Source organism: Cephaloticoccus capnophilus (assembly GCF_001580045.1).
GTDB classification, from domain to species: Bacteria; Verrucomicrobiota; Verrucomicrobiia; order Opitutales; family Opitutaceae; genus Cephaloticoccus; species Cephaloticoccus capnophilus.
The window spans coordinates 1-16,646 of record NZ_LSZP01000028.1 but is presented as its reverse complement, the minus strand read 5'-3'; the positions used below and the strand labels follow the sequence as shown (position 1 = coordinate 16,646).

The window sequence follows — 16,646 nt, the reverse complement described above, 5'->3', positions numbered from 1 at the left end:
AAGGCGGGCGAGAGTGGGCGTGTGCGCTGGCTTGGCAAGACGGAGAGGGCTTGCGGCCCCGACGCTCAGAGTAGGCCGAGCTTCATTTTTCCTTCTTCGGAGATCATGGATTGGTTCCACGGTGGCTCCCAAGTGATGCGCACTTCGGCTTCGTCGACGCCGGGGACGAGGAGGAGTTTGCTTTTGGCGTCTTCGGCGATTGCGGGGCCCATGCCGCAGCCGGGGGCGGTGAGGGTCATGGCGACGAGGACGCGGTACCCGCCGGTCGCTTCGTTTTTCTCGATGTCCATTGAGTAAACGAGGCCGAGGTCGACGATGTTTACGGGGATTTCGGGGTCGAAGACTTTGTGGAGCTGCGCCCAGACGACAGCGGGGTCGGGCGAGCCATCGGCCAGCGTGGCGGCTTCGAGTGAGTGGTCGGCGACTTGTTCGCCGAGGGCGTCGCCGTCTTTACCGTCGATGCGGAAGAGGCCGAAGTCGGTCTGCACGGTGTAGCTGCCGCCTAGGGTTTGGTGGATGAAGAGGCGGGTGCCTGCGACGAGGGTTTGCGACTCGCCGGAGGGGATTTGCTTGGCGGCGACGTCGCGCGAGAGGACGCGTTCTTTGGTGTCGGGGGTACTCATGGCTGCGCGGGCTTCGATCGGTTTTGGGGCGTGTAGCTCGCGGTCGTAGACCGAGGTGGCACGTCGTGTAACCGGTTTTTTAAAGGGGGAGGATGGCTAGGCCGATTGGGTGGCCTTAAACTTTTGTTGGGTAAAGGTGGAGAGGGCGTCGCGGAGGGCGGGGTGCGTGTCGTTGAGTTTGTTTAGCACTTCTTCGAAGAAGCCGAAGACGAGCATCTCGTTGGCGGCGGCGGGGGGGATGCCGCGCGAGAGCAGGTAGTAGAGCTGTTCAGGGTCGATGCGGTAGCTGGTCGAGCCGTGGGTGCAGCGCACGTCGTTGGCTTCGATTTCGAGGCCGGGGAGCGAGTCGGCGTGGGCGTCGGGGCTGAGGAAGAGGTTGCGGTTGCTCTGGTAGGCGTTGGTTTTTTGTGCGTCGGGCTCGACGACGATGAGGCCGGAAAAGATGGTGTGGGCGTGGCCGAGGAGCGCGTTTTTGTAGAGGAGGTCGGAGGAGGTATTGGGCGCGGCGTGGGTTTGGAGCGTGCGCTGGTCGAACTCTTGGTGGCCGTGCGCGATGGAGAGCGAGCACATGTCGCTGTGTGCACCGGGGGCGAGGAGGCGGCTGTGGGACTCGTGGCGGACTTGTGCGCCGCCGAGGTGCAGGTTGATCGAGAGGACGCGGGCATCGCGCTCGACGGCGATTGCGCTACTGTGCAGCGCGAGCGCAGCGGGCGACCAGTCTTGCACGCCGATATAGGTGAGTTGCGCACCGGCGGCGGCGTGCAGGTCGCTTACGGCGGAGACGAGCTGAGGCGCTTCTGTATCGGAGGTAAAATGCTCAACGAGCGTCGCCTTCGCCCGTTCGCCGAGAATCACAAGCGTATGCGGAAATGCCGCCGCGTGTTCGCCTTCGACGGAGTGCTCGACGAGGAAGGGTTCGGCGATTTCGACGCCTGCGGGCACATAGAGGATGGCTCCGGTGTTGGTGAGCGCGGTGTTAAGCGCGGTGAATTTTTCGCTGCCGAGCTCGGTCGGGTATTTATGGAAATAGTCGCGCAGGAAGTCGCCGTGTGTGGCGAGGGCTTCAGTGAGCGGCTCAAAGATGACACCGCGCTCGGCGAGTTCTTCGGGGAGCTCGACGCCGTGAACGAGGGTTTGGCCGTGGAAACAGAGCGTGGCCGCGCGCTCAAAGGGGGGCAGTGTCGGGCACTGGTAAGGCGTCTCATGCGCTTCCTCCTCCATCGGGTGGTGAGCCCGCTGGCTCATCGTCTGGGCGGCTCGCTCTTCGCGCGTCAGTGCATAACTGTCGAGCGCGAGTCCGCTGAGTTTGGAAAAGCGCCAGCGTTCGTCCAAGCGAGTCGGCAGTGGCAATTCATTGAAGCGTTCCCACGCGGCTTGTTTGGCGGCCAACCACCACTCCGGCAGCTCGGGCTCGGTGTCGATGTGTGGTTCAGATCCGGCGGCCCGTGTCGATACGCTGTGCTTAGCAAGGTGTGGGTTTTCCAAATCGGGGAGCGGCATGCGGTCTTAGTCCTGAGTTTTTTCGGCGCGGCAGCGCGGGTTTGCAGTGGGGGGGCCTGCCTTAACCGACCGAGCCTTCCATTTCGAGGTCGATGAGGCGTTTGAGTTCTACGGAATACTCCATCGGGAACTGGCTGGCGAGGTCGTTGATGAAGCCGTTGACAGAGAGGCTCATGGCTTGGGCTTCGGTGAGGCCGCGTTGCTGCATGTAGAAGATGAGTTCTTCGCTGACTTTGGAGACGGAGGCTTCGTGTTGGGTGGCGTGTTTGTCGCCGCGCACGGTGATGGCCGGGTAGGTGTCGGTGCGGCTGTTGGTGTTGATGAGGAGCGCGTCGCACTCGGTGTTGTTTTTGCAGCCTTTTAGCCCTTTGCCCATTTGGACGAGGCCGCGGTAGGTGGCACGGCCTTGGCCGACGGAGATAGACTTGGAGATGATGTTGGAGGTGGTCTCATCGGCGGCGTGGACCATCTTTGCGCCGGTGTCTTGGTGCTGGCCGTCGTTGGCGAGGGCGATGGAGATGACCTCGCCGCGCGCTTTGCGCCCGCGCAGGATGACGCCTGGGTATTTCATCGTGAGGCGCGAGCCGATGTTGCAATCAATCCACTTAATCTCGGCTTCTTCGTGCGCGAGGCCGCGTTTGGTGACGAGGTTGAAGACGTTGTTCGCCCAGTTTTGGACGGTGATGTAGCGGATCTTCGCGCCTTTGAGCGCGACGAGTTCGACGACTGCGCTGTGCAGGGTAGAGGTGCTAAACTTGGGCGCGGTGCAGCCTTCCATGTAGTCCACCTCGGCCCCTTCATCGGCGATAATGAGTGTGCGCTCAAATTGGCCAAAGTTTTCGGCGTTGATCCGGAAGTAGGCTTGGAGCGGTTGGGCGACTTTGACGCCGGGCGGCACGTAAATGAAGGAGCCGCCGGAGAAGACTGCGCTGTTGAGCGCGGCAAATTTGTTGTCCCCGGTGGGGATGACTTTGCCGAAGAACTTGCGGAAGAGCTCGGGGTGCTCGCGGAGGCCTTCGGTCGAGTTGACGAAGATGACGCCTTGTTTGGCGACGATGGACTTGATGTTCGAATAGGCGGCCTCGGAGTCGAACTGCGCTTCGACGCCCGCGAGGAACTTGCGCTCCTGCTCGGGGATGCCGAGCCGCTCGAAGGTTTCCTTAATGTCGTCGGGCACTTCGTCCCAAGTGCGTTTGGGCTTTTGGCCCTGGGCGAGGTAGTAGCGGATTTTGTCGAAGTGGATGTTCTCTAAATCCTTCGTCGCCCAGTGCGTGGGCAGCGGCATCGACTCGAATTTTTTGAGTGCCTTGAGTCGGAAATCGAGGAGCCACGGGGCTTCCTTCTTTACTTGGCTGATGTAGCGCACGGTGGCCTCGCTGAGGCCGACACCGGCGTCGTATTCGTATTCGACGTCGTAGGTGAAGTCGCCGCGCGTTTGGTCGATGCCCGCAACGGGATTGGGGGCTAAGACCCCTTTATCTTGCGACGCGCTCGTTGGCGCATCGTCGCTGGCAATCGAAGGCGAAAAGGCGGACATGGGTCGAGTGGGCAGGAGGTCGAGTGGTGCGGTGGCGCGGTGCGGTGGCGCGGTGGTAGGGCTTAGGCGACTGCGGCGGGGGCCAGTTCGTTTTGGACCCAGTCGTAGCCTTTGGCTTCGAGCTCGAGGGCGATTTCTTTGCCGCCGCTTTTTACGATGCGGCCGTCATACAGGACGTGCACGTAGTCGGGCACGATGTAGTCGAGGAGCCGTTGGTAATGGGTGATGACGAGTGCGCCAAAGTTGGGGCCGCGCATGGAGTTAATGCCTTCGGCGACGATGCGCAGCGCGTCGATGTCGAGCCCAGAGTCCGTTTCGTCCATGAGGACGAATTCGGGTTCGAGCATCATCATCTGGAGGATTTCGCAGCGCTTTTTTTCGCCGCCGGAGAAGCCTTCGTTGATGGCGCGCGAGGTAAACTTTCGGTCGATTTTGAGGTGGTCCATCTTCTCATAGAGCCGCTTGTAGTAGGCGACCGCATCAAGTTCTTCGCCCTCGGGGATGCGCGCTTGGACGGCGGCGCGCAGGAAGTTGGCGAGCGAGACGCCGGGGATTTCGCTGGGATACTGGAAGGCGAGGAAGATGCCCGCGCGGGCGCGCTCGTCGGGCTCCATGTCGAGCAGCGAGCGACCGTCGAGGAGGATGTCGCCGCCAGTGACCGTGTAGTCGGGGTGTCCGGCGATGGCTTTGGAAAGGGTGCTTTTGCCTGCGCCGTTGGGGCCCATGATGGCGTGCACTTCGCCGCCACGCAGAGTGAGGCTCAGGCCCTTGACGATGGGCTTTTCACCGATGGCGATGTGGAGGTCTCGGATTTCCAGTAGGGACATTTTTAGAAAATTAACAAAATAGGGAGTCGGATTGGCAAAATATGCGCAGTGAAAAAGGGCGCCAGTCTCTGCGGAAGGCAGAGAACGCGAACGTGTCCAACTCGCAAGGCCCATTTCGTCTAGAGCTGCCGCTGGCACATCCGTTCACGTCACCAACAAGGTGAGGCCTGCAGCGATTTCCGCCCCGTTCCCGCGGCTTATTCAAATAGCGCCTACTGGGGGATTTTCGCGGCGCCTAAACAGGCGAGCTACGGGGCGATCCTTGGCGCAGTCGGAGCCGGACTAGTCGTGTGGCGGAAACGGAGGCGTGTCGCCTCGGACATTCACGTCGCCGACACTATCCTGCACGCATCTCGGTCTTCCCCGACTGTGTCGGGGGCAGCAGCCACAGGCTATTTTATTTATCAGAGGCAGCCATTGCCCCAATGGCAGCGGTGGCTCACCGGGCTCCAGAAAAGAGGTCGGCGATGACTTCTTCGAGGGGCACGTCTTCAATCGTGATGTCGGCGACGGGGCCGGTGGTCAGGATTTCTTGGGAGACGGCTACGACGGCATCGGCGGGGACGCGTAGGGTGAACTTGCCGTCGGAGGTGCGGGAGGTTTCGCCGTAGCGCGAGCACCAGTTTTCAGGGAAGGCGGGCGGCTGTGGCTTGCCATGTGCGCTGTGCGTTTCTTGGGCGAGGAGTTCGGGGAGGAAGGTGATGATTTTTTTCTTCCCGCCCGCGCGGGTTATCCCGACTCCGGCACTGTGGCTTACGTCGCCCGAAGCGGAGCCTTCATTGCGGTGCTCAAGCGAGGTGAGTGCGCCGTCGTAGATTTTGCGGCCGTGGTGGATGACGATCACTCGGTCGCAGAGCTCCGAGATGTCGGCCATGTAGTGGCTGGTTAAGAGGATAGTGACTTTATTGCGGCGGTTGTACTCGCGCAGGAAATTGCGGACGGCTTTTTGCGAGATGACGTCGAGCCCGATGGTCGGCTCATCAAGGAAGAGGACTCGCGGGCGGTGCAGGAGGGCGGCGATGAGCTCCATCTTCATGCGCTCGCCGAGCGAGAGTTCGCGCACCATGACGTTGAGCTTGGCGCGCACGTCGAGCAGGTCGAGGAGCTCGTCGAGGGTTTCGTTAAATTGGGCTTGGGGGATCGCGTAGATGGCGCGCAGCAGGTTGAAGGACTCAATCGCAGGGAGGTCCCACCAGAGTTGGTTTTTTTGGCCAAGGACGAGTGCGAAGATCCGGCGGTAGGCACTTTCGCGTTTGCTGGGGTCGAAGCCGCCCACGCGCGAAGTGCCGCTAGTGGGATAGATGAGGCCCGAGAGCATTTTGAGCGTGGTGGTCTTACCCGCGCCGTTGGGGCCGAGGAAGCCGACGAATTCGCCTTCGGAGATGGAAAACGAGATGTCCTTTGCGGCGGCGAGTTCCTCAAACTCGCGCTTAAAGAGTCCTTTTACCCCGCCCCAAAATCCGGGTTGCTTTTTGTAGGTGCGGAAGACGCGAGTGAGGTTTTGGACTTCGATCATGGGAGGCGGAGGAGGGGCTGGATGTGCGCAGCCGGCTGGCGGCGCTGTGGTGACTGGATTGGGGCTTGGCGGCTTCTCAAGTGGGAGCGCATATTGCGCGACTGTGTCAATCTGCCGTCTCGTTTTAACTTTTCTGTTTTTGTGTGCTGCGCTGGGTGCGAAGGGGCAAGAGTCGGCGGCGGGGGAGCGCGTAGCGAGCGCGGGGCAAGCGGTGGCTTCGAGTGCTGTGCGCCTTGGCAGCGAGTCGGGGGATAGTGCTCGCAAGCGCACAGCGGAGGAGGCGATTCGGCGGGCGTTTGAGGAGCGCTTCGGGCTGCACGAGCCGATTTATTTTATCTACGGTAACGAGCCGCAGGGCGCGAAATACCAGTTCAGTTTTAAATACCGCGTGCTCGGCGATCGTGAGCCGGTGGGCGAGGATGGGGCAGAGACGCTGCGGCGAGTTTTCTTCGGTTACACGCAGCGCTCGCTTTGGGATATCGATAGCCTGTCGAGCCCGTTTTATGACAGCAGCTATATGCCGGAGCTATTTTTTGAATCGACTCGCACGCTCGACGCTCAGGCTATTTCGGCGGCGGACAGGTTCGCCTTTCTCGGCTACCAAGTCGGCATCAAGCACGAGTCCAATGGCCGGGCTGGGGCGGACTCGCGCAGCCTCAACACGCTACAATTTCGCACGGCCTTTGTGCTCGGCGATTTGGCGCGTTGGCACGGTATCGTCGCGCCGAGGCTTTGGGCTTATGTGAGTGATTCGAGCGACAATCCCGACATCCGCGACTATCGCGGTAACGTGGAGTTGCAGGTGGCGATCCAGCACGGAGACGGCGTCGCGCTCTCGGCGACGGGCCGCGTGGGGCGCAAAGGGCGGCGTGGGAGCGTGCAGCTCGACTTAACGGTGCCGATCGAGCTGAAGGGCCGTTTCAACTTTGCCAGCTACCTAATGGTGCAATACTGGAGCGGCTACGGCGAAAGCCTACTCGACTACAATAAACACAGCGACGCGCTGCGATTTGGGTTTTCGCTACTGAGGTAAAGAAGGGGGCCGCTCCCATAGCACGGGTTTTCCTTAGGCGGGGGCACCTAATCTGGAGTAGTCCAAGATTGAGTGGCTGATTTCTCCAGCGGCGAGCGTGGCGAAGTCGGTGGGCAAGCCTGCGGGCGAGACGTCGCGGCCAGAAATCCACTTAAACTGGTGTTCCCCGTCTTCGTCGGCGGGGCTAAATTGGCCGGGGGCGCAGAGGTGTGCGGGCACGGTGCGGCGCAGCGGAGCATCGGCGCGGCAGATTTCGGGGAAGTTGATGTTGTGAACGGTGAAGCTCTCGTGAGGCGTTTCGGGCAAAAGCTCGCCAGTGAGTCGGGCGGCGTGGTGAGCAGCGGTTTTCAGGCTTTGGTACATGCGCTCATCGGGCTCGCCCGCGTTTTCTTTTAGGCTGCGGTAAACCTGCTCCGAGGCATCAAGCGAGAACGCGGCAGCGGGCAGCCCGTGCAGTGCGCCCTCCCAAGCCGCGCCGACCGTGCCGCTGGCGATGATGAAGGCGAGGCTCGCGTTGCAGCCGACGTTGATGCCGCTGACGACGCCTTCGACCGTGTCCTCAATGAGGTGCTCTAGGGCGACGTTTACGCAGTCGGCGGGCGTGCCATCGACCGTCCAGGTCGGGCCGCCTAGGTCGGGGTTGACGACGGCAGTTTTCAGCCCGCGCGTGGTCGTTTTAGCCGCGCCCATGCCGCTCTGCTCCTTAGCCGGGGCGACGACGTAGAGCTGATGTCCGGCGGCTTTTAGGGCGAAACAAAGCTCATGTAAGAAAACCGAGTCGATACCGTCGTCATTCGTAACAAGGAGTTTCATAAATGCGTGCCCCGAGTGTCCGGCGTAGCGGCGCCCCTTGTCAGTCCTTTTGTTGGTGCCACCCCGAGCTGGCCGCGATGCGGATGGGGCGAGATCCGCTGCGCTTGGCTACTTTTATTTGCCAGTGCTGGCAGGCCGCACATGATTGAGCACGGATATCAGAATCTCCATCTACCCCGTTACTCCTATGAAATTCCTTAATCTAAAATTCATCCCGCAGAGTGCTGATTTGGCACTGCTGATCGTGCGTGTGCTTGCCGGCTTCACCCTGATTTATGCGCACGGCTGGAAGAAGCTCGCCCACTTTAACGACACGGTCGCTCAGTGGACGCAGTGGGGACTCAACCCCATCGGAGTCGGGCCCACGGCGTCGGTGGCGTTGAGTGGTTTCGCCGAGGTGGTTTGCGCGGCCCTGCTCATTTTGGGGCTGAAGGCGCGCTTCGCAGCCTTGGTCATCGGTATCAATCTGACGGTGGCTTTCGTCGCGGTTCACAAGGCAGCGCTGACCGGGGATAACAATGGCGAGTTGGCCTTTATGTATCTGCTGGCGGCGGTGCTCGTGCTGTTTGCTGGGCCAGGGAAATTCTCTGTCGATGGCCGTGGCTGAAGGCGTGTCGGGGGTGGCGTAGCCCCTTTCACTCGGCGAGTCGCTTGACGACGTGCGCGGGGCGGCCTTTGCCGCCCTGCCGCCGCGAGCCGCCGTCAGGTGCCGCGTCCGTTTTTGGCTTCTGGGTTTCGGCAGGGCTAAGTAGAAACAGGGGAGTGGCCGCTTTTATTTTGCGCGGGGGCGATAGGCTCTCAGTCATTGCCCAATGAGTAAACGTGTGACTGGGGAGAGGCCGATGCCGTCGCGGGTATGGTTGGCGGTCTTGTTTGGGTCGCTATCCGCGCTGGGGCCGATGAGTATTGATATGTATTTGCCGGCGTTTCCGCAGATTGCGGCTGAGATGGGCGTGGAGGTCGGGCGGGTGCAGCTTACCTTGTCGTTTTACATGATTGGGCTGGCGATTGGGCAACTGATGTATGGGACCTTGGCGGATAGGTTGGGGAGGCGCGGGCCCTTGCTAGTGGGGCTGTTTCTGTTTTGCTCGGCGTCTCTGGGCTGTGGGCTGGCGTGGTCGGTCGAGTCGTTGATTGTGTTTCGGATCGCAGCGGCACTGGGGGGCTCGGCGGGGATGGTGATTACACGTGCTTATGTTCGCGATCGTTTCGATGCCGCAGAGTCCGCAAAGTTTTACTCGCTCAACATGTTGGTAATGGGCCTAGCCCCGATTTTTGCACCACTGGTCGGCGGGCAATTGCTGTTGCTCGCATCGTGGCGTGCGCTTTTCGGCTTACTCGTTGTGACGAGTGCGTGCTGCTGGCTGGCCTTGTTTCGGTCGCTACCGGAGTCGCTGCCGAGCACCAAGCGCGTGCGGCATGGCTTTGGGAAAATCGCGCGGACGTATCTGGGGCTTTTTCGGCAGCGGGTGTTTTTGGGCTACACCTTGTGCGGGGCCTGCATGTCGGGTGTGATGTTTTCTTATGTGTCGGGGGCTCCCGCGCTTTTCATGGAGGCGCATGGGGTTAGCGCACAGCACTTTGGGTTCTATTTTGGAGCGAATGCGGTGGGCTTGATCCTCGTCTCGCAGTTTAACGTGATGCTTTTGAAGCGGTTTACGACGCGGCAAGTTTTGCTCGCGGCCTACACTGCGAATCTCGCGGGGGCCCTAGGCTTCGTGGCTGTCGTGTTGAGCGGCTGGGGCGGATTTTGGGCGGCGTTGCCGTTTTTGTGGCTGTGTATCGCTTCGGGCGGGTTGATTTACCCGAACTCGACTGCGCTCGCGCTAGCTCCAGTCGGCGCGGCGGCAGGGAGTGCTTCGGCCTTGCTGGGGATGCTCCAGTTTGCGCTAGGCGGTGTTTGCGCGTCGCTCGTTGGTGCATTTCACGATGGCACGGGTCGACCGCTCGCAGTCGTAATGGTGCTCGTGAGTGCCGCCGGCTGGTCTGTTTTAAAGTGGCTGCCCGGGCGCGGTCAGTGAGGGCGGGCGACTCGGGCACTTACGTCGCCGGCAGAGTATTCGTGCATTTTGCAGCTCCCTGCCTTTGGCAGGGAGCGCCGAAAAGGCTTCAATTTTAGACGCGTCGGGAAGCGGCGACGCGCCCAACAAAAACGGTCTGCAACCGTGCGGGCTTCACTCTGTCCGCGACGTAAATGCATGCCCGCACCGGCAGTCCTTGGCGCGATCTGCCGCCGGAGTTTGGTTCATGGAACAGCGTGTACCAGCGCTTTGCACGCTGGTCGCGCGCGGGGGTGTGGCATCGGGTCTTTGCACAGTTGGCGCGCGAGCGCCGCTTCCAGGAAGTCTTCATCGACTCGACTATCGTGCGAGCCCACCAGCATGCCGCTGGTGCCCCAAAAAAAATGGCACCCAGGCGCTCGGGCGATCCCGAGGCGGGCTGACGACCAAGATTCACGTTGTGGTCGATGCCATTGGGCGGCTCATCCAAGGTTGCGTCTCATGCCAGCCAAGGCAGTTATCCCGCCACGGGCCAATCGGCGCGAGTCGATTCGCTGGAGCAAAGCCATCTACAAACACCGCAACCTCGTCGAACGCTTCTTCTGCAGAATCAAGCATTTCAGGCGCATCGCTACACGCTAGGACAAGCTGGCTGAGCGCTTCGCCTCATTCATCTGCCGCGTCAGCGCCTTCGTATGCACAGCGTAAATGTCAACAGACCCTAGCCTGGCCCGCATGGCGCGCGAGCAGATACTGCAAATGCGCCTGCGCCTCCGGCCACTCGCCCGCCGTCATGCTGTACATCACGGTATCGCGTATGGTGCCGTCGCGCCGGGCCGCGTGGCCGCGCAGCACGCCGTCTTTTTTCGCGCCCAGCCGCTCGATCGCGCGCTGCGAGGCAAAGTTGTAGTTATCCGTGCGCCACCCCACCACTCGCGCGCCGAGCGTATCGAAAGCATGGCGCAGCAATAGCAGCTTGCAGGCGGTGTTCACATGCGAGCGCTGCCAGCGCTGGCCGTACCAGGTATGGCCGATCTCCAAGCGCGCGAGCTCCGGCACGATGTCGTGATAGCGGGTCGAACCGAGCACCTCGCCCGAGGTGGCATCGAGCACCGCAAACGGCAGCATATGGCCGCGCGCCTGGCCTTGCAACGCCGCGGCGATCCAGGCTTCGGTCTGGTCGGGTGCCGGTACAGAGGTAATGCGCAAATGCCACAACGCCCCGTCGGCCGCGGCCCGCCGCAAGCCGTCGGCGTGCGCGCCAGCAAGCGGCGCAAGGCGCACCCCGTGGCCGCTTAAGGTCACGGGCGTCACGGCGCGGGCAAAGCGGGACTCGGCGGGGGCAGACATGGCGGCTCCGATAAGAAAGACAGGGCAGGGCGCTATGTTACCGGACGGCTTGCCAAGCGCGCCTTCAACGCCAACGACGTCTGCGACGGGCGCGACAAGGGGGTGTTGTTGGGTAGCGGCAATTGCGCCTTGACCGGAATGCGCGGCGCGTAGGGTTCGGTGGTCAGGCCCCGGTTGTCGATGTACCCAACAAAAACGGTCTGCAACCGTGCGGGCTTCATTCTGTCCGCGCACGTAAATGCCGGCCCGCGGTGGCTCATTGCGCGAGGCCGAATTCTTTGAGCAGGGCGCTCACTTTTCCGGCGACATTGGCCTTGGGGTCGCCGGGGTGCAGGTGGCTGTGCCGCAGTGTGCCGTCGGGCGCGATGATGACCATGTGCGGGATGCCTTCGATGCCATAGTCTTCGTTAAAGACGTTCTCTTCGCTAAAGGCGACTTCCCAAGTCATCCCGTGCTTTTCCATGAACTCGGACGTCAGGGAAAACTCCCTCTGCGGGTCATTTTTGGTGTCGATGGGTCGGCTGCGGAGGTTGTTCACCTGGCCTTGAAGGCTGGTCACGCCGAGGAAGGTGACGGGCGCACCGGCGAAGCGGGCGACTTCTGCGCGGATTTGCGGGAAAGTGCGGATGCAGGGGCCACACCAAGTGGCCCAAAAGTCGATGACGACGACTTGGCCGCGTAGGTCGGAGAGTTTTTTGAGGCCGTTTTTTGTCGACCATTGGAAGTGAAGTTCGGGTGCACGTTGGCCGATGAGCGCATCGGTGCTGGCCTGCTCGCTGGCGGCTTGGGCGATCCTTTCGTCGAGCCGTTCGAGTACGGAGGGGATTTGTGCGGCGATTTGGGTGCCGGGGAAGTCCTTGGGGATGGCTGCGAAGAGCGAGCGGGCGCGCTCTGCGTCGCCAAGAATCTCGAGCGTCATGTAGGCGCGAGCGGCGGCGACTTGGGCGACACCATCCGAGCGGTCGCCCGCGTATTTTCGTAAAAGTAGGTCGATGCGCTCAAAGAATTCATCGACATCTGCGTCATTCCCCCCGCGAGCTTGGAATTCTTCAATAATAGCTTGCAGCTCAGCGACTGGCGGAGGGAGTGTGGCCCTACCTTGGGCAAAGAGAGTGGGCGCACTCGGGCTGAGGAGCAGCGCAAGCACGAGGAGGAGTTGGGAGAGGATTTTTTTCATGGGGAGAGGAGGGGAGTTTAAGAGGGATTTTCGGGAGAGCAAGAGGGGGGTGCTTACTTGTCTGCGGTTTTGGCGATGCTACGGTTTAGGGCGGTGACGATGGCTTTGATGGAGGCTAGCTCGATGTTCGTGTCCGTCCCTGCACCGTAGAGGGTCTGGCCCTGCGCGGTTTTGATTTGGATGTAGGAGACGGCTTTCGCTTCCGCGCCTTTGCCGAGCGAGTGCTCGGAGTAGGAGAGGACTTCAAATTTCGGGAGTGCAGTGCTGGCGAGTGCGCGCACGAAGGCGTCGATGGGGCCGTTACCTTCGCCGTGGAGGGCGTGGACGGCTTCGTCGATTTTGATGGAGACTTCGCAGCGCACGGCGGTCTCGGTCTCGGTGGATTTGAAGTGCTGGATGGCGAGGGGCGCGGCGCGGTCGAGGTATTCGGCAGCGAAGGCGGCGTGGATTTCTTGGCTGGTCAACTCGCGGCCCGTCTGGTCGGCGAGCGTGTTGATGAGGCGACCGACTTCGCGGTGCATGGCTTTGGGGAGGTCGAGCCCGTATTCGCGTTCGAGGATGTAGGCGACGCCGCCTTTGCCCGACTGGGAGTTGATGCGGATGATGGCTTTGTAGCTGCGGCCGATGTCTGCGGGATCGATGGGGATGTAGAGGACGTCCCAAGGTTTTTCGCCGGATTGTTTGGGCCAAGATTTCTTAATGGCGTCTTGGTGCGAGCCGCTGAAGGCGGTGAAGACGAGGTCGCCGGCGTAGGGCGAGCGGGGCGGCACTTCGAGTTTGGTGCAGCGTTCGTAGGTGTCGCGGATTTCGTTGATTTGCGAAAAGTCGAGCGCGGGGTGGATGCCGTGCGTGTAGAGGTTTAGGGCGACGGTGACGATGTCGAGGTTGCCGGTGCGTTCGCCGTTGCCGAAGAGGGTGCCTTCAACGCGGTCGGCTCCGGCGAGTAGGCCGAGCTCGGTGGCGGCGATGCCGGTGCCGCGGTCGTTGTGGGTGTGCAGCGAGATGAGGCTGCGGTCGCGGTGGCGGAGGTGTTTGCCAAACCACTCGATTTGGTCGGCGTAGACGTTGGGCGTCGCGTATTCGACCGTGGCGGGGAGGTTGAGGATGATTTTATCGGTGGGCGTGGGTTGCCAGACCTCGCTCACGGCTTCGCAAATCTCTAGGGAGAATTCGAGTTCGGTGCTGGTGAAGCTCTCGGGGGAGTACTCGAGTTGGATCGCGGTGCCGCCGGCGACGAGCGGCTGCATCTTCTCCTTAAGAAAGCCGACGGCGTGGGTGGCGATTGCGACGATCTCGGCCTTGGTCGCGCCGAAGACGTAGTCGCGCTGCTTGGGCGAGGTGGAGTTGTAGAGGTGAAAGATGGCCCGGCGGGCACCTTGCAGCGACTCCAGCGAGCGGCTGATGAGGTCTTCGCGGCACTGGCAGAGGATCTGGATGGTGACGTCCTCGGGGATGAGCTGTTCGTCGATGAGGCGGCGCACGAAGTCGAACTCGATTTGCGAGGCGGAGGGGAAGCCGACTTCGATCTCCTTAAACCCGATTTTTACGAGCATGGCGAAGTAGTCGATTTTCTCTTCGACGCTCATTGGTTGGGCGAGGGCTTGGTTACCGTCGCGCAGGTCGACGCTGCACCAGGCGGGGGCTCGGTCGAGGCTGCGCGAGGGCCATTGTCGGTCGGGCAAATGGATGGGCGGGAAGGCGCGGTATTTGGTGACGGGCGGTGCTTGCATGACTAAAGAATGCGGGTGGGAGATACGTTTTTGAAAAGGAAATCGAGAGGCTCGCGGTGCGCTTTTTAGTTTGCGAGTTGCTCGCTGGCAACGGGGGCGCACGCGAGAAGCTAGGCTAAGCTCACTTGCTGTGTAGCGAGACACGATTTGGGGCGCACGATCACCCGCGTATGGCACAAGAGGCAGCGCGGGCGATTCACAGATCGTGCGCGCTCTTAAGTCGTAGGGAGACTTGCGGCCAGTGTTGCATGTGGAGGCGGACGCTGGGGGCTGGGTATGGCGCGGTCAAGCTCGCTCGAAATTATGCATGCGGGGAACGCAGTTTATGGATTTTGCGTGTCGATAAACAAGCTAGGGCAGCGGCGCGGCCGCGAGCGGCCAAAGACACCCGGCCAAAGCGCGTCCTGCGCGCACACTGTGGCACACGGCGTTTTGCGCTTTTGTAACCACTGGGACAGCCTTGCGTCTTGTCAGCCGTGTATGACCTTGTTACCATCGCGCCATGTCTGACGACGACGAGTCCTTCGACTTGCCAGCCTGTCTTGCACGCGTGCGCGGCGGCGACCAAGGCGCGTCGCGCGAACTCGTCGATTACCTTTACCCCTTCGTCATTCGTATCGTCCGCACACGGGTGCCTCGCCGCCTCACCGAGGAAGATTTGGCACAGGAGGTGTTTATGAAAGTCTTCTCACGGCTTGACCAATACCAAGGTGCAGTCCCGCTCACGCACTGGGTCTCGCGCATCGCGGTGACGACTTGCATCGATGCGCTGCGCGCACAACGCCGCCGCCCCGAATTTCGCTGGGCGGATTTATCGGAGGGCGAGGCGCGGGTTTTCGAGCACGCGGCGACGCCCGGCGGCGAGGTGGAGGCGGGCGATGCACTCGCGGCGCGCGAACTTATTGACCGGCTGTTTAGCCAGCTCAAACCACAAGACCAACTCGTCCTGCGCTTGATGGACTTGGAACAAAAAAGCGGTGCAGAAATCAGTGCCATCACGGGTTGGCCGACGACTCTTGTTAAAGTGCGCGCTTTCCGTGCGCGGCAAAAACTACGCAAGCTCTTCCAAACCTTAGAACGAAAGGAGCAGTCATGAACCCTTCGCGCTCACCACTCCCTCCCCACGCCCCGCAGTCTCGCCGTTCTGTCGACGAGACTTGGGCAACGCTTATCCGCGCGGCGCGGCACGCTTCTGTTGATGATACAGAGACGAGTGCACCGCTCGGCTTTTCCGTGCGAGTGGCTGCACTCGGGCTTGCGGCGCGGCGGGCGGCTCCCTCGCTGCTCGAGTCTTTCTCGCTGCGTGCGCTGGGCCTAGCCGGGCTCGCAGCGGTGCTCGCTTTTGCCGTGCATTTCTCTGTGCCGAAAAGCGTAGCCGCAGCCGATGAGGAGCTCTTTTTCACAGTCGAGGATCCCTCTGCACTCCTCCTCGGCGAATCGGGGGGCACTTATGAATAAGCGCTGGGTTGTGGTTTTAGCTTTTTGTGGCGTGTTTGTCGCTGGTGCCGTCGTTGGCGGCATCGTCGTTCGCCGGAGTGGGCCGCCTCCCGAGCCGCAGGCGCAACATCGAGGGGGACGGACTGCGTCCGATCTCGACCGTTTTACTCCGTCGATTATGCGTCGCTACACGGTGCGGCTGGAGCTCGACGACGCGCAGCGCGATCAGCTCCACCCCATCGTCGTCAACGCAGAGGGCGAGCTGCGCGAGTTGCGCAACCGCTCCTTCCAAGACGCCATCGCCATCGGCGATCGTATGAATGCGCAAGTCGCGCTCCTACTGCGCCCCGACCAGCACGAGAATTTTGAAAAACTCAAAGAGGCCGTGCGAAACTACTGGGAGCGCGAACGCGAGCGGCGCCTCAGTAAGAGCGAAGAGTCCCGCAAACCCGAGAAGTAAGAGCAGTCCTAAAAGTCTGAAAACCCGGAGAACCCACCGCGAGCGCGACGGTAACCGCGACGAGCCGCGTAAGTCCGGAAAAGACAGGCGACTCAGCAGCGCAAAGAACGTCGTGCAGACCGAGCGCGACCTAAAAAAATGCTTCCCGCGCGACCACTGGAGTAAACTGCACCTGCGCATCATTTACTACGGCCGCGAACACTGCACCGCACGCGGCTGCGACGGCACCCGCTGCGAAATCTGCCAAACGCTAAACACCTAAAACCAAGACAGCCCGCGATGCTTTCGCCTCAATTTCTCGGTGCGCCACTTGTGATTAATAGAAGCCTGCTTAGGGTCGCGTTCTTATGAAATCCCGTACCTTCACCCTCACTTCTCTATCCTGTGTGTTGGTTCTCGGACTGGCACTTTCCGCGCCCCTTCAAGCCCAAGAGTCGGCCCCTGAAGAAAAACCGAAGACGGAAAAGAAAGCCCCCAAATACCCCAAGCGCTACGACACTGATAAAGACGGAATTATCACCGAAGACGAAATCGCTGCAGGCAAGGCCGCCGACAAGGCCAAGCGAGATGCTAAGCGGCAAGCCGATCTCGAAAAATACGACGCCAATAGCGACGGGAAGCTCGATAAAGAAGAGCGCGCCAC

Annotated in this window: 18 protein-coding genes and 2 pseudogenes; 9 read left to right on the top strand and 11 right to left on the bottom strand. The window is 61.3% G+C overall.

All coding sequences use genetic code 11. From position 1 onward, the window contains the following. Positions 1-65: 65 nt before the first annotated feature. The 5 genes from sufT to AXK12_RS02975 form a co-directional block, all read right to left on the bottom strand. Complete coding sequence (sufT, locus tag AXK12_RS02995; RefSeq protein WP_068711322.1) at positions 66-623, bottom strand: putative Fe-S cluster assembly protein SufT; 558 nt, start codon at positions 621-623, stop codon at positions 66-68. A gap of 96 nt (positions 624-719) precedes the next feature. Then, positions 720-2,123, bottom strand: coding sequence for a Fe-S cluster assembly protein SufD (sufD, locus tag AXK12_RS02990; RefSeq protein WP_082782606.1), 1,404 nt, complete (start codon positions 2,121-2,123; stop codon positions 720-722). A 61-nt stretch (positions 2,124-2,184) separates the two neighbouring features. After that, positions 2,185-3,660: a Fe-S cluster assembly protein SufB gene (gene sufB, locus AXK12_RS02985; protein ID WP_068711320.1), complete on the bottom strand. Its 1,476-nt coding sequence runs from the start codon at positions 3,658-3,660 to the stop codon at positions 2,185-2,187. A 62-nt stretch (positions 3,661-3,722) separates the two neighbouring features. Next, on the bottom strand, positions 3,723-4,487 hold the full coding sequence (gene sufC / locus AXK12_RS02980) for a Fe-S cluster assembly ATPase SufC (protein WP_068711318.1): 765 nt from the start codon (positions 4,485-4,487) through the stop codon (positions 3,723-3,725). Positions 4,488-4,926: 439 nt separating this feature from the next. Further along, positions 4,927-6,003 carry an ABC transporter ATP-binding protein gene (locus AXK12_RS02975; RefSeq protein WP_068711316.1) on the bottom strand — a complete coding sequence of 359 codons (1,077 nt, stop codon included), beginning with the start codon at positions 6,001-6,003 and terminating at the stop codon, positions 4,927-4,929. Positions 6,004-6,106: 103 nt separating this feature from the next. Between AXK12_RS02975 and AXK12_RS02970 the strand changes: the two genes are divergently transcribed. Then, positions 6,107-7,036, top strand: a complete 930-nt coding sequence (locus AXK12_RS02970) for a phospholipase A (protein WP_068711314.1) — start codon at positions 6,107-6,109, stop codon at positions 7,034-7,036. Positions 7,037-7,069: 33 nt separating this feature from the next. Here the strand turns inward: AXK12_RS02970 and surE are convergent, their stop codons facing one another. Continuing rightward, entirely contained in the window at positions 7,070-7,849 is a 780-nt protein-coding gene (gene surE / locus AXK12_RS02965) for a 5'/3'-nucleotidase SurE (RefSeq protein WP_068711312.1), read from the bottom strand. A 187-nt stretch (positions 7,850-8,036) separates the two neighbouring features. Here surE and AXK12_RS02960 point away from each other — a divergent pair, with 187 nt between their 5' ends. Continuing rightward, positions 8,037-8,456, top strand: coding sequence for a DoxX family protein (locus tag AXK12_RS02960; protein WP_068711310.1), 420 nt, complete (start codon positions 8,037-8,039; stop codon positions 8,454-8,456). A 28-nt stretch (positions 8,457-8,484) separates the two neighbouring features. Here AXK12_RS02960 and AXK12_RS08865 read toward each other — a convergent pair whose 3' ends face one another. Then, a complete protein-coding gene (locus AXK12_RS08865) occupies positions 8,485-8,655 on the bottom strand; it encodes a hypothetical protein (protein ID WP_156468817.1) in 171 nt (56 codons plus the stop codon). A 6-nt stretch (positions 8,656-8,661) separates the two neighbouring features. Here AXK12_RS08865 and AXK12_RS02955 point away from each other — a divergent pair, with 6 nt between their 5' ends. Beyond that, positions 8,662-9,870: a multidrug effflux MFS transporter gene (locus tag AXK12_RS02955; protein WP_082782604.1), complete on the top strand. Its 1,209-nt coding sequence runs from the start codon at positions 8,662-8,664 to the stop codon at positions 9,868-9,870. A 179-nt stretch (positions 9,871-10,049) separates the two neighbouring features. Then, positions 10,050-10,488 (top strand): annotated as a pseudogene (locus tag AXK12_RS09370) (IS5 family transposase); the annotation flags it as partial. A 72-nt stretch (positions 10,489-10,560) separates the two neighbouring features. Here AXK12_RS09370 and AXK12_RS02945 read toward each other — a convergent pair. Genes AXK12_RS02945 through leuA form a run of 4 tightly spaced genes read right to left on the bottom strand, consistent with a single transcriptional unit; the run spans position 10,561 to position 14,106 of the window. Continuing rightward, the gene (locus tag AXK12_RS02945; protein ID WP_068711306.1) at positions 10,561-11,199 is read right to left on the bottom strand and encodes a GNAT family N-acetyltransferase; all 639 of its coding nucleotides are present in this window, start codon (positions 11,197-11,199) and stop codon (positions 10,561-10,563) included. A 32-nt stretch (positions 11,200-11,231) separates the two neighbouring features. Further along, positions 11,232-11,420: a hypothetical protein gene (locus AXK12_RS02940; protein WP_156468816.1), complete on the bottom strand. Its 189-nt coding sequence runs from the start codon at positions 11,418-11,420 to the stop codon at positions 11,232-11,234. Positions 11,421-11,455: 35 nt separating this feature from the next. Next, on the bottom strand, positions 11,456-12,376 hold the full coding sequence (locus tag AXK12_RS02935) for a peroxiredoxin family protein (RefSeq protein ID WP_068711302.1): 921 nt from the start codon (positions 12,374-12,376) through the stop codon (positions 11,456-11,458). A 53-nt stretch (positions 12,377-12,429) separates the two neighbouring features. Further along, positions 12,430-14,106, bottom strand: coding sequence for a 2-isopropylmalate synthase (gene leuA, locus AXK12_RS02930; RefSeq protein WP_068711300.1), 1,677 nt, complete (start codon positions 14,104-14,106; stop codon positions 12,430-12,432). Positions 14,107-14,608: 502 nt separating this feature from the next. Here leuA and AXK12_RS02925 point away from each other — a divergent pair. From AXK12_RS02925 to AXK12_RS02910, 5 genes and pseudogenes are all read left to right on the top strand, one after another. Next, positions 14,609-15,202 (top strand): RNA polymerase sigma factor, encoded by a 594-nt coding sequence (locus AXK12_RS02925; protein WP_068711298.1) that lies wholly within the window; start codon positions 14,609-14,611, stop codon positions 15,200-15,202. Continuing rightward, the gene (locus AXK12_RS02920; protein WP_068711296.1) at positions 15,199-15,564 is read left to right on the top strand and encodes a hypothetical protein; all 366 of its coding nucleotides are present in this window, start codon (positions 15,199-15,201) and stop codon (positions 15,562-15,564) included. The genes AXK12_RS02925 and AXK12_RS02920 overlap by 4 nt, the downstream gene beginning before the upstream one ends. Further along, entirely contained in the window at positions 15,557-16,003 is a 447-nt protein-coding gene (locus tag AXK12_RS08860; protein WP_231863506.1) for a hypothetical protein, read from the top strand. Before AXK12_RS02920 ends, AXK12_RS08860 begins: the two co-directional genes overlap by 8 nt. 91 nt (positions 16,004-16,094) lie before the next feature. Further along, a pseudogene (locus AXK12_RS08465) lies at positions 16,095-16,265 on the top strand (endonuclease III); the annotation flags it as partial. An 85-nt stretch (positions 16,266-16,350) separates the two neighbouring features. Continuing rightward, positions 16,351-16,646, top strand: a 296-nt coding sequence (locus AXK12_RS02910) for an EF-hand domain-containing protein (RefSeq protein ID WP_197456971.1), incomplete at its 3' end; no start/stop codon positions are given.

Coding starts and splice junctions, on each gene's coding strand:
- sufC (WP_068711318.1), bottom strand. CDS start 4,487: ATGTCCCTACTGGAAATCCGAGACCTCCACATCGCCATCGGTGAAAAG.
- AXK12_RS08865 (WP_156468817.1), bottom strand. CDS start 8,655: ATGACTGAGAGCCTATCGCCCCCGCGCAAAATAAAAGCGGCCACTCCC.
- AXK12_RS02960 (WP_068711310.1), top strand. CDS start 8,037: ATGAAATTCCTTAATCTAAAATTCATCCCGCAGAGTGCTGATTTGGCA.
- AXK12_RS02940 (WP_156468816.1), bottom strand. CDS start 11,420: ATGAAGCCCGCACGGTTGCAGACCGTTTTTGTTGGGTACATCGACAAC.
- AXK12_RS02945 (WP_068711306.1), bottom strand. CDS start 11,199: ATGTCTGCCCCCGCCGAGTCCCGCTTTGCCCGCGCCGTGACGCCCGTG.
- leuA (WP_068711300.1), bottom strand. CDS start 14,106: ATGCAAGCACCGCCCGTCACCAAATACCGCGCCTTCCCGCCCATCCAT.
- sufB (WP_068711320.1), bottom strand. CDS start 3,660: ATGTCCGCCTTTTCGCCTTCGATTGCCAGCGACGATGCGCCAACGAGC.
- sufT (WP_068711322.1), bottom strand. CDS start 623: ATGAGTACCCCCGACACCAAAGAACGCGTCCTCTCGCGCGACGTCGCC.
- AXK12_RS02935 (WP_068711302.1), bottom strand. CDS start 12,376: ATGAAAAAAATCCTCTCCCAACTCCTCCTCGTGCTTGCGCTGCTCCTC.
- AXK12_RS08860 (WP_231863506.1), top strand. CDS start 15,557: ATGAATAAGCGCTGGGTTGTGGTTTTAGCTTTTTGTGGCGTGTTTGTC.
- AXK12_RS02920 (WP_068711296.1), top strand. CDS start 15,199: ATGAACCCTTCGCGCTCACCACTCCCTCCCCACGCCCCGCAGTCTCGC.
- AXK12_RS02975 (WP_068711316.1), bottom strand. CDS start 6,003: ATGATCGAAGTCCAAAACCTCACTCGCGTCTTCCGCACCTACAAAAAG.
- AXK12_RS02955 (WP_082782604.1), top strand. CDS start 8,662: ATGAGTAAACGTGTGACTGGGGAGAGGCCGATGCCGTCGCGGGTATGG.
- sufD (WP_082782606.1), bottom strand. CDS start 2,123: ATGCCGCTCCCCGATTTGGAAAACCCACACCTTGCTAAGCACAGCGTA.
- AXK12_RS02925 (WP_068711298.1), top strand. CDS start 14,609: ATGTCTGACGACGACGAGTCCTTCGACTTGCCAGCCTGTCTTGCACGC.
- surE (WP_068711312.1), bottom strand. CDS start 7,849: ATGAAACTCCTTGTTACGAATGACGACGGTATCGACTCGGTTTTCTTA.